This is a genomic window from Kitasatospora sp. NPDC088391, from assembly GCF_044753345.1.
Classification (GTDB): Bacteria; Actinomycetota; Actinomycetes; order Streptomycetales; family Streptomycetaceae; genus Kitasatospora.
Window position 1 is genome coordinate 402517 of record NZ_JBIVNB010000001.1, and the last position, 9753, is coordinate 412269.

7 protein-coding genes are annotated in these 9753 nt (G+C 75.6%); 2 read left to right on the forward strand and 5 right to left on the reverse strand.

The features are described 5' to 3' along the window. Window positions 1-42 precede the first annotated feature (42 nt). On the reverse strand, window positions 43-3813 hold the full coding sequence (locus ACIQBJ_RS01720) for a HEAT repeat domain-containing protein (RefSeq protein WP_400701709.1): 3771 nt from the start codon (window positions 3811-3813) through the stop codon (window positions 43-45). A 90-nt stretch (window positions 3814-3903) separates the two neighbouring features. On the opposite strand from ACIQBJ_RS01720, the gene ACIQBJ_RS01725 reads away from it, so the two are divergent. After that, on the forward strand, window positions 3904-4368 hold the full coding sequence (locus tag ACIQBJ_RS01725; protein WP_400701712.1) for a hypothetical protein: 465 nt from the start codon (window positions 3904-3906) through the stop codon (window positions 4366-4368). A gap of 48 nt (window positions 4369-4416) precedes the next feature. On the opposite strand, the gene ACIQBJ_RS01730 is transcribed toward ACIQBJ_RS01725, so the two are convergent. The 3 genes from ACIQBJ_RS01730 to ACIQBJ_RS01740 all read right to left on the reverse strand — a co-directional run bounded on the left by ACIQBJ_RS01730 (window position 4417) and on the right by ACIQBJ_RS01740 (window position 7089). Beyond that, window positions 4417-6162, reverse strand: coding sequence for a serine/threonine-protein kinase (locus ACIQBJ_RS01730; protein ID WP_400701715.1), 1746 nt, complete (start codon window positions 6160-6162; stop codon window positions 4417-4419). A gap of 96 nt (window positions 6163-6258) precedes the next feature. Beyond that, on the reverse strand, window positions 6259-6564 hold the full coding sequence (locus ACIQBJ_RS01735) for an SHOCT domain-containing protein (protein ID WP_400701718.1): 306 nt from the start codon (window positions 6562-6564) through the stop codon (window positions 6259-6261). 63 nt (window positions 6565-6627) lie between these two features. Then, window positions 6628-7089 (reverse strand): DUF6325 family protein, encoded by a 462-nt coding sequence (locus tag ACIQBJ_RS01740; protein ID WP_400701721.1) that lies wholly within the window; start codon window positions 7087-7089, stop codon window positions 6628-6630. 402 nt (window positions 7090-7491) lie between these two features. On the opposite strand from ACIQBJ_RS01740, the gene ACIQBJ_RS01745 reads away from it, so the two are divergent. Next, window positions 7492-8502 carry a helix-turn-helix domain-containing protein gene (locus ACIQBJ_RS01745; RefSeq protein ID WP_400701724.1) on the forward strand — a complete coding sequence of 337 codons (1011 nt, stop codon included), beginning with the start codon at window positions 7492-7494 and terminating at the stop codon, window positions 8500-8502. Here ACIQBJ_RS01745 and ACIQBJ_RS01750 read toward each other — a convergent pair. Continuing rightward, window positions 8495-9520, reverse strand: coding sequence for a TolB family protein (locus tag ACIQBJ_RS01750; RefSeq protein WP_400701726.1), 1026 nt, complete (start codon window positions 9518-9520; stop codon window positions 8495-8497). The two genes, ACIQBJ_RS01745 and ACIQBJ_RS01750, sit on opposite strands and share 8 nt — an antisense overlap. Window positions 9521-9753: the final 233 nt, after the last annotated feature.

The window sequence follows — 9753 nt, forward strand, 5'->3', positions numbered from 1 at the left end:
GCCGGTGCGGCGTTCACCTCGGAGAACCTGAAGCCGACCCGCTCAGCCCGCCGCCGCACGGGAACGCCCCGCCTCGATCAGGCCCAGCAACAGCCCGGCCTCGTCCGGGGTCGCGGCCCGTTCGACGGCGGCCGCCGACCCCGGACGGGCGGGCCAGAGCAGGGCGAGCATCCGCAGGGCCTCGATCCGCAGCGGGCCGTCCACGCAGTGCCGAACGGCGGCGAAGGTCTCCTCGCGCTCCGGCCACCGCTGCGCCAGCACCACCAGCGCGGTGCTGGCGACCTCCTCGTCCGCCAGGGCCGCCAGCACCGCCTGCCGGACGTCCTCGCCGTCCGACCAGTGGGTGCCGAGTGCGAGCAGTGCGGCGCTCCGGACCTCCGGGGCCGCGTCGTGGACGGCGGCGAGCAGACCCGCGCGCGCCTCCGGGCAGTGCGGCCGGTACCGCCCCAGGGCTTCGACGGCGACCAGGCGGACCCGTCCGTCCGGGTCGCCGAGCGCGTCCAGCGTCCGCCGCCGGACCTCTTCGTCGAAGTGACGGAACGCCAGCATCCCCAGGGCGGCCGCCCGGACCTCCCCGTCCGGGTCGCCGGCCAGGCGCGCCACCTGCGGAGCGCTGTCCTCGGGCCAGTGGTAGTCCAGTTCCCGAAGTGCCGCCTCCCGGATGCCGGGTGCCGGATCGTCGACCGCCGCTTGCACGAGGCGTCGCACGCCTGCGTGCTCCGGCAGGTAGGCGGTCAGCCACTCGAGGACCCGGAGGCGGAGTCCCGGATCCTCCGCCGTCCGGAAAGACAGTCCCAGCAGCTCAGAGCTGTCGTGACCGAACGACGCCAGTTTGCGCAGCACGGAACCCCGAACGGGGAGGGGGACAGCAGGGTCCTGGGCGCAGTCGAGCATCATCGCCCGGACTTCGGGATTCGCCATGATGGCCCTGCCAAAGAGAACGTGGGGACCGAGGCCTGCTCTGATCGCCCGGGAGACCACCTCCCTGATCTCCGCTTCGTGCCACCAGCGGCGCACTAGGAAACGGCCCGCCATCCCGCGCACCACCGCCACGGGCGCGACCGCCAGCGCGGCGACGGCCGCATCACGAATTCCTGGATCCGACGGCCCAAGGGCAATCAGTGCCTCCCACCCTTGGCTACAGGTCAGCCAATCCGATCCACCTGCAGCGGCGAGCGCCGCTCGCACCGCTTCCGCGTCCTCCGAGAAGCACTCCGGAAACGCCGCCAGTGCCCGCCAGCGCAGGGAGTCGTCGGTCGCCCGGCACGCGGCGGAGAGCACGAAACCTCGGACCTCGGGGTCGGTCGGCCAATGCGCCACCAACAGGTCGACAGCGGCCGTCAGGAACTCCAGTCCCTCGCTCTCCTCGGCCAGCACCCCCAGCAGCAGGGCCCGAACGTCCTCGTCCGCCGCGAAGTGTTCGACGTACGTCCGCAGGGCGACCGCCCGGACCGCTGGGTCGGTGCCGCGGTCCGTGACGGCCGTACGGACGACTTCCCCGGCCGCGGGGTCGTGGCGCCAGAGCGCGCCGAGCGCCCGGTACGCCTCGCGCCCCGCCCCGTTCCAGGTGATCCGGGTGAGGAGGCCCACCTCCCCGAGGTCGCCGCACAGGGCGGCCAGCACCTTGTTGTGGTCGGTGCGCCTCGAACGGGGGCCCTGGGCCAGCCACGGGAGGACCTGGCGGCGGTAGCGTTCCCGGCCGGGCCAGGAGCGGGGGAGGTCGGGCAGGGCGGCCAGCGCGGTGGCGGGCAGGCCGCGGAGTTCTCCCTCGGCCAGGGCGTCGACCACCGCGTCGCTCTGGGCGGCGAGCGAGGTCTCCGGCGGCCCCGACCGGGGCCGGCCGATCCGGTGGGCCTCGGCCAGGGCGCGGACGGCCAGGCCAAGGAACTCGCTGTCCCCCTCGTCGCGCCAGTACGGGGCGCCGCCCGCGTGGCGGTGTGCCCGGAGCAGGTGGGCGATCACCCGGGCGTGCAGGGCGGGGGCGTCGCGGCTGACCATGCCGAGGAACAGCAGCACCGCCTCCCGCCACACCGGGTCGGCGGCGCGCTGTGCGAGTTCCGCGGCCAACTCGGTCTCGTCCCGGCGCTGGTAGCGGTGCGAGAGGTCCTGGGCGGCCAGGTATTCGAGGAAGGTGCGGTGCACGAAGCCGTAGGTTCCGGCGCCGAACGGGTGGATCAGGAAGGCCCGTTCGTAGAGGCGTTCGATCATGGCCCGGGCCACCGTCCGGGCGATCGGCGCGGCGTAGCCCAGGTTCTCGACGAACTCCCGGACGAGGGAGTCGAGTTCGTCCGCGCCGATCAGTGGTGCGTCCGACTCCCCGCCCGCCCGGCCCTGCTGGACCCGGGCGGCGATGCGCTCCAGCAGTTCCTGGAGCATCCGGCCGTCCAACTCCTCGACGGCGTGGGCGACATCGGGGTGGGCGTGCGGCGGGAGGCGCAGGTGCTTGGCGTCGCGGTCCCAGCGGCCGGCCAGGACTTCGACCGCGTGGCGGTAGACGTCGCGGCGGTCGCGCGGGATGGTCGCGCCGAGGCCGATCGCCGCCAGGATCGTCAGCAGCAGCGGGTTCCCGGCCAGTTCGCCGACCGACGGGAAGTCGCGCACCGCGTCCGTCAACTTCTTCGCCCGCCGGGCCGGTTCGTCGCTCCCGGCGGCCCGGTACCAGCGGCCGACGAAGCGTTCCACCTGCGGGCGGGTCAGCTCCCGCAGCGTGCCGATCCGGAAGTCCGCCCGCACGAACTCTCCCTCGGCGAAGCCGACCGGGCGGGAGGTGACCACCGTCCGGACCTGCGGGCGGCTCTGGGCGAGGGCGGCGAGGTGGCGGGCGATCTCGGCCCGGCGCGCCGGGTCGAAGACCTCGTCCAGGCCGTCGAAGACCAGCATCACCGGGCGCCTGCCGGACGGGGCGAGCAGCGCTTCGAGGGTCTCCCTCGGCAGGCCCATCCGCTCGGCGGCGTTGTACTGCTCCCAGTACTCCTCGAAGGTCCGGCCGGACCAGCGCGGGTCGGCGAACCGCCGCAGCTCCACCACGATCGGGACGGCGCCCTTCAACGGGGCCAGCCCGTCCGGGAGTTCGTCGAGCCCGCCGGCCAGGGCGAGGGCCAGGTACTTGCTCAGCGTGGTCTTGCCCGCGCCCGGGTCGCCGAGCACGACCAGCCGCCGGCCCGCCTCCGCGCCCAGCAGGTCCAGAACGGGTTCGGGCGGCCGCGACTCGGCGTCGTCGGACGGCTCCTCGTCCTCGCCGTGCTCCTCCCACCGGTCCTGTGGCCGGTCCCGCAGCCGGGCCGGGAGGCGGTGCCGGGGCCGCTCCCAGGCCAGCAGCGGGGGTTCGAAGACCTGGCGCAGGCCGATCCGCGGCTGCTCGCCGGCCCGGCCGGGCTCGCCGAGGACGTCCAGGTTGAGGCGGTCGTACGTCTGCACCACCCGGGCCAGGTACGCGGACACGTCGCCGCCGCCCCGGACCGGCCGCCCCTCGGCGACGGCGTCCTCGCAGCGCTGCCGCCACCGCCGGGCCTCGGCCCCGCCCAGCCAGGCGCACCGGACCGCCCCGGCCTCGTCCAGGGTCGGCCGCCCCGTCCAGGACAGCCAGACCGCGACCACGGCCAGCAGCAGTTCCGCGCTCTGCGGCACCCGGAACCCGGCCGCGCTCCCGGCCGCCCACTCGCTGGCCCGCTGCCCGTGGAACGCCGCCGTCCCGGGCAGCCCGGACCGGCGCACGGCCCGCTCCAACTCCCTCAAGGAACAACCGGATTCACGCTCCGCCTGGCCGCGCAGCTCCCCCAGCGCCACCCGCAGCGCCTCGCGCTCCCCCGCCACCGGCCCCACACTCCCGCCGCCCGCCGCCCGCCGCTCCACGAGCGGACCACGTTACCGACGGGCCTCCGCCCCTTCCCTACCATCTCCCGAATGAGCGACCCGGCCACGCACACCGTCCCCGACCCGGAGTCCTGGGCGGCGGAGAACTCCGCGAACTGCTGCGGGATCTTCGCCGACCTCGGCGAGAGCCCGGACCTGATGCGGACCGATCCGGTCGCCGGGCTCCGGCGGATCGAGAGCGGGCTCGCGGAGGGCTGGGCACCGCGGGAGCTGGACTCCGAGGAGTGGGTGCGGTTCAGCTCGTTCCTGCTGATCGTGCTCGCCGAGTTCCTGATCTCCTGCCACGGGGCGCGGTGGGGCTGGCTGACCGACCCGTCCTCGCCGCTCGGGGGACGCTGGGTGCTGGTCGGGTTCCCGCACCTGCTCGGCCGGGAGACCGGCCCGGTCGACGTCGGGCAGATCGTCCAGGACGCGCGGTCCGGGGACGACGTCAGCCTGATCGCCCTCGTCGACCGGGCCGAGGCGGAGTCCGGGATGCGGGTGCTCTCCGGGTGAGCGGAGGGCCGACGGGGACGGAGCGGGCGCGGGGCGGAAACGGGGCGGTCAGCCGGACTTGACCACCTTGAGGATCTTGCCGGTGGCGCCCGCGGTGACGTAGCCGCCGCCGTTGTAGTCGTCGGAGAGGTAGTACCGGATGGTGATCTCGTCGGCGAACCAGCCGTAGTCGACCAGCATGTAGCGGGACTTGGGGCTGTCGACGCCGAGTTGGGTCTTCGCCGTGGCGAACACCGTCGGGATCTGGTTCCAGTCGATCTTGGCGAGGTCGACGGTCTTGTCGGTGCTGCTGACGATGCCGCCGGGCCGACTGGTGACCTTGCCGCCGCGGACGCTGACGTCGTCGTAGTGCTTGGCGTTGTCCTTGGTCACCACCTTCGCGTTGGCGTAGTCGGGGTAGATGCTCATCGAGACGATGGTGGCGTTGCCGACGGACGCCCGGATCGTGTCGACCAGGCCGCGCGCGCCGTCGGGGGTGAGCAGGTCCTTGTTCGTCCCGGTGCCCGCGCCCACGCTCGTGCCGCCGTCGCCGCCCGCGCTCGGGGGCGCCTGGGTCTTCGGGGTGGAGCCGGCGGACGCGCCGCCCGCCCCGGCGACGTCCGGGGCCGGGGTGACGCCGGCCACCGTCGCCGGGGAGTCCTTGGCCTTCTGCCCGGTGCCCAGCAGGCCGCTGCCGTTCAGCGACCAGCCCAGCACGCCGAGGACCGCGGCACCGGCCACCACGGCGGCCAGCACCGGCCCGGTCCGCCGCTTGCGCCCGGCGCCCGGCGGCGGCGCGGGCGTCGACACCGGCGCGGTCGGGCCGGTCGGGTACGCGGGCATCCCGTTGACCTCGGTCGGCCCGTACCCCGGCCCGCCGTACGGGGGCGGGGTCACGGGGCCGGGGCCGGACGGGAAAGTGCTGTTGAGCTGGGTCGGCGAGAAGGCCGAGCCGCCGCCGAGGGTGCCGTCGATGCCCTGCTCGGCGGCGGCGAACAGCCGGTCGAGTTGGACGGCGTCGGGGCGGGCCGCCGGGTCGCGGGCCAGCAGGGCGGTGAGGGTGGCGCCGAGCGGCCCGGCGCGCAGCGGCGGCGGGAGCGGTTCGTCGAGGACGGCGGCCAGGGTGGCGATGGTGGTGCCGCGGCGCAGCGGGTGGTGGCCCTCGACGGCGACGTACAGCATCATGCCGAGCGACCACAGGTCGGAGGACGGGTTGCCCTCGTGGCCGCGGATGCGCTCGGGGGCGATGAACTCGGGCGAGCCGATCAGCGAGCCGGTGGCGGTCAGGCTGGGGGTCTCGCTGAGCGCGGCGATGCCGAAGTCGGTGAGCACGGGGGTGCCGTCGGCGCGGATCAGGACGTTGCCGGGCTTGACGTCGCGGTGGTGGATGCCGGCGGCGTGGGCGGCGCGCAGCGCGGAGAGCACGCCGCGGCCGATCCGGGCCGCCTCCTGCGGGGAGAGCGCGCCGCGGTTGATCCGGTCGTGCAGCGAGCCGCCGCCGACCAGCTCCATCACCAGCCAGGGGTGTGGGAGTTCGGCGTTGTCCACGATGTGGTAGATGATCACCACGTTGGGGTGCTGGAGCCGGGCCAGCGCCTGGGCCTCGCGCAGCACCCGCTCGCGCAGCTCGTAGGCGGCGGCCGGGTCGGCGGCGAGCATCGCCGGGTCCGGCGGGCGGACCTCCTTGAGCGCGACCTCGCGCTGCAGCACGGTGTCGCGGGCCCGCCAGACCAGCCCCATGCCGCCACCGCCGAGTCGCTCCAGCAACTCGAACCGGCCGTCGATGAGTTGGGCTCCGGGCCCCCCGATAGTCATGGCGGTCATCGTAGGGGCTCGGCCGGACATCGATCGAACGGCCCCCGACCGGCCCCGATGCCGGGACCGGCCGCCCGGTGCCGGGCCCGGCGCGGTTCAGCTGCCGAGGACGCGGGCCTTCTGCGCGGCGAACTCCTCCTCGGTCAGCACGCCCTGCTGCTTGAGCGCGGCGAGCTGCTGGAGCTGGTCGAGCTTCTCCTCCATGCTCGGCGCGGCGGGCGTGGGCGACAGCGGCGGGGCGACGGGCTCGGCGGGGACCGGCCGGGCGGCGTACGCGGCGGCCTGCTCGTCCTCCTGGCGGGCCCAGCGTCCGGCCTGGCGGCGGGAGACGCGGTTGGAGACGGCGGTGGCGGTGCCGGCCACGACGGCGGTGCGGGCGACGCCGCGGAGCAGTCCGGGCATGGTGTCCTCCTGGGGTTCTCGGGTCTTGCTACGAGGGCGGCCGGGCGGGTGACGAGGCGTCGGTCAGCCCGTGGCGCCGAGCTGTTCGGCGGCGTCCAGCACCTCGACCAGGTCGGCGAGCGGGACGCGGCCGCCCGCCACCATCCGGGCGTCGGCGCGGCGCAGCGCGGCGGCGAGCGGGGCGGCCCAGCGGTTCTCGTAGAGCAGGACGGCGGCGGAGTCGCCGGGGTCGAGCAGGGCGCCGGCCTCGGCGATGTCGGGTGCGCCGAGCAGGCCGGAGGAGGCGCCCTCGAAGACGGCGAGGTCGAGTCGGCCGTCGCCGTCGAAGTCGGCGATCTCGACGGCGGCGACGGTGCCGTCCTCGCCCTTGCGGAGGAAGGTGAGGTCGAGGATGCGGATGATGCCGCGGTCGACCAGGTCGAGGAGCAGCGGCAGCCCCTCGCCGTTCAGCCGGCTCCCGGGGAACGAGATCACCAGGTAGTCGATGGGCCCGAGTTCGTCCACGTCGTCGGGTGCGTTGCTCACGGCGGCTCCTGAGAACGGCGGCCGGCCACGGTGCCGACCGGGGGCGGGCCGGGGCGTGCCGGGGGCGTGCGCCACTGTCGGCCCGGGGTCCTGTCCACGCTAACCCGGGGTGTCGGCGCCTGCCCGGCGGCGCGGACCGGGGCGCGGCGCGTGGCGAACGGCGCGGCGCGCGGCAGGTGGTGCGGCGCGCGGCGGGGGCTCGCCGGTGCGGTCCGCGCGCCGGTGGCGTCGAAACCACTGGCCCGGCGGCGGGGGCGTCAGTACATTCCTCCCAGTCGAAGCCGACCGCCGTGCCGCGCGGTCCCGGTCCGAGGCAGGTGTGCTGTGGGTCGTCCGTCACCGAGCCGTCCGTCCGCGTCCGGTCGGCCGTCGCCGCCGGGGCAGGTGCGGGTGCCGGGCCGGGTGCCCGGGCACCCGTTGCCGCCGTTGTCGGCGGGGCTGGCGCAGGTGCTGCGCTCGGGGCCGTTCGACCTGGCGCTGCGGACGGCGATCCGGGAGCGCGGGCTGAGCCTGGACGGCATCCAGCGGCGGCTGGCCCGACAGGGGCTGCGGGTCAGCGTGTCCAGCCTGAGTTACTGGCAGCGCGGGCGCAGCCGGCCGGAGCGCGCCGAGTCGCTGACGGCCGTCCGGGCGCTGGAGGCGCTGCTGGGGCTGCCGCCGGACTCGCTGATCGTGCTGCTGGGGCCGCGCCGGCCGCGCGGGCGCTGGGTGGACCACGTGCCGGGCTCGCTCGACTACGTGAGCGCCGTCGGCGACCCGGCGGTGGAGGGCGTGCTCGCCGACCTCGACCCGCGCACCAACGGGCGGGTGGAGACGCTGCACACCCGGGTGGACATCCACATCGGGGCCGCCCGGGAGGAGCGGCGGATCGACGTGGTGCAGCTGGTCCGGGCCCAGGCCGCGGGCGCGGACCGGCTGATCCTGCTGACCCGGGCCGACCACGCCCCCGGTCCGGAGGCGGGCTCGGGGACGGGCATGGCTCCGGAGGCGGGCGCGGACGGCGGGCCGGTGGTGTTCGGCCTGGTCGGCTGCCGGCTCGGGCGGCGCCGCTACGACCTCGAACACCGGCTCACCGCAACGGAGTTGCTGTTCGACCTGCCGCTCGCGCCGGGCGAGTCGGCGGTGCTGGAGTACAGCTACGCCTACCCGTCGACGGAGCCCGCCACCCAGTACGAGCGGATGGTGAACTTCCCCGGCAAGAACCTGGTGCTGCGGGCCCGGTTCGACCACCGGATGCTGCCGGTGGGCTGCCGGATCTCCTGGCGGCCGAGCCACGACGCGGTGCCGCAGCCCGCCGAGGACGTCCGGATATCCCTGGCGGGCCACGCCTGCGCGGTGCTCCCGGAGACCTCCCCGGGGGTGTACGGGCTGTGCTGGGAGTGGGGCGACGAGGCGGCGGGGCCGGTCAGTTGACGACGGCGGGCGAGAGCGCGGCGGCGACCAGCAGGGTGGCGCGGCCGGTGCCGTCGGCGGGGACGGTCCACAGGTCGGAGCCGCTGTCGCCGGGCAGCGCGTAGGCGAGGGTGCGGTCGTCGAGCCAGAGGGCCTGGTCGTCGACGCCGCGCTGTTCCGCGGTCGCGGTCTCGGCCATCGTCCGCAGGTCGAGGACGTAGAGCCGCCACGGGTCGTCCGCGGAGAGCCCGGCGACGCGCTTCTTGTAGGCGATCCGGGTGCCGTCCGGGGAGAGCGAGGGGCATTCGACGTTGCCGTGCACGGTGGTGAGGGTGCGCCGGTCGAGGTCGCCGGCCACCAGGTAGGTCCGGCCGGCGGTGGCGAGGGTGGCGTAGAAGCGGCTGTCGTCGGCGAAGGTGACGCCCCAGATGTTGGTGTCGGCGGCGCGGTAGGGGCGGCCGTCCAGGGTGACGGCGAAGTCCTCCAGGTTCTCCCGGAGGGTCCAGGTGCGGGTGTCGAGGATCGAGGTGCGGGTGGAGAAGGCGGTGCCGGCGTAGGAGTCGCCGCTGAGGAAGACCGTCCAGGCGACCAGGTGGCCGGAGGGCGAGACCCGGTCCCGGGTGGGGATGCCGGCCAGGTCGTAGTGGCGCAGTTCGCGCAGGTCGCGGTCGAGGACGACGGCCCGGTAGGTGTCCTCGACCGGCCCGTGGACGGCCCGCAGGCAGATGCCGGTGCCGGCGGCGGCGTGGAAGCGCAGGCAGTCGGGGGCCGAGACGGTCCGGGTCGCACCGGGCCGGTCCAGCGGGACGGCGCCGAGCAGGTCCCGCCGGTCCCCCCAGGTCATGCTGCGGAACACCAGCCGGGGCCCGTCCGCCTCCGGCCCGAGCCCGACCCGCCCGAGCACGGTCCCCGGCCCGTCCCCCACCACCCCCCGTCGGCCGTCCTGCGCCCCGGCGGCCCGCCACACCGCCCAGGCACCGGCCGCGACCAGCACGACCGCGGCGACGAGCAGCACCAGCAACCGACGACCGAACGTCATCCGGTCCCCTCCTCGGACGCACAGGAACAGCCGGCCCGACCGGCCACCGGCCGAGGGACGTGACGGGGCGTCATGCCGACCACCCCTCGGCGGAGCCGGGGCGGACGGCCGCCGACCGCGGGGCGGCGGGGAAGCGACGGCGGGTCGGACGGGTCGGCCTCCGGCGGAAGTGCGGCGGCACACAAGAACCCTCCCCGCATCGACAGAACCCCGGACGGACAGGTACGACGGCG

Coding starts and splice junctions, on each gene's coding strand:
- ACIQBJ_RS01750 (WP_400701726.1), bottom strand. CDS start 9,520: ATGACGTTCGGTCGTCGGTTGCTGGTGCTGCTCGTCGCCGCGGTCGTG.
- ACIQBJ_RS01730 (WP_400701715.1), bottom strand. CDS start 6,162: ATGACTATCGGGGGGCCCGGAGCCCAACTCATCGACGGCCGGTTCGAG.
- ACIQBJ_RS01735 (WP_400701718.1), bottom strand. CDS start 6,564: ATGCCCGGACTGCTCCGCGGCGTCGCCCGCACCGCCGTCGTGGCCGGC.
- ACIQBJ_RS01725 (WP_400701712.1), top strand. CDS start 3,904: ATGAGCGACCCGGCCACGCACACCGTCCCCGACCCGGAGTCCTGGGCG.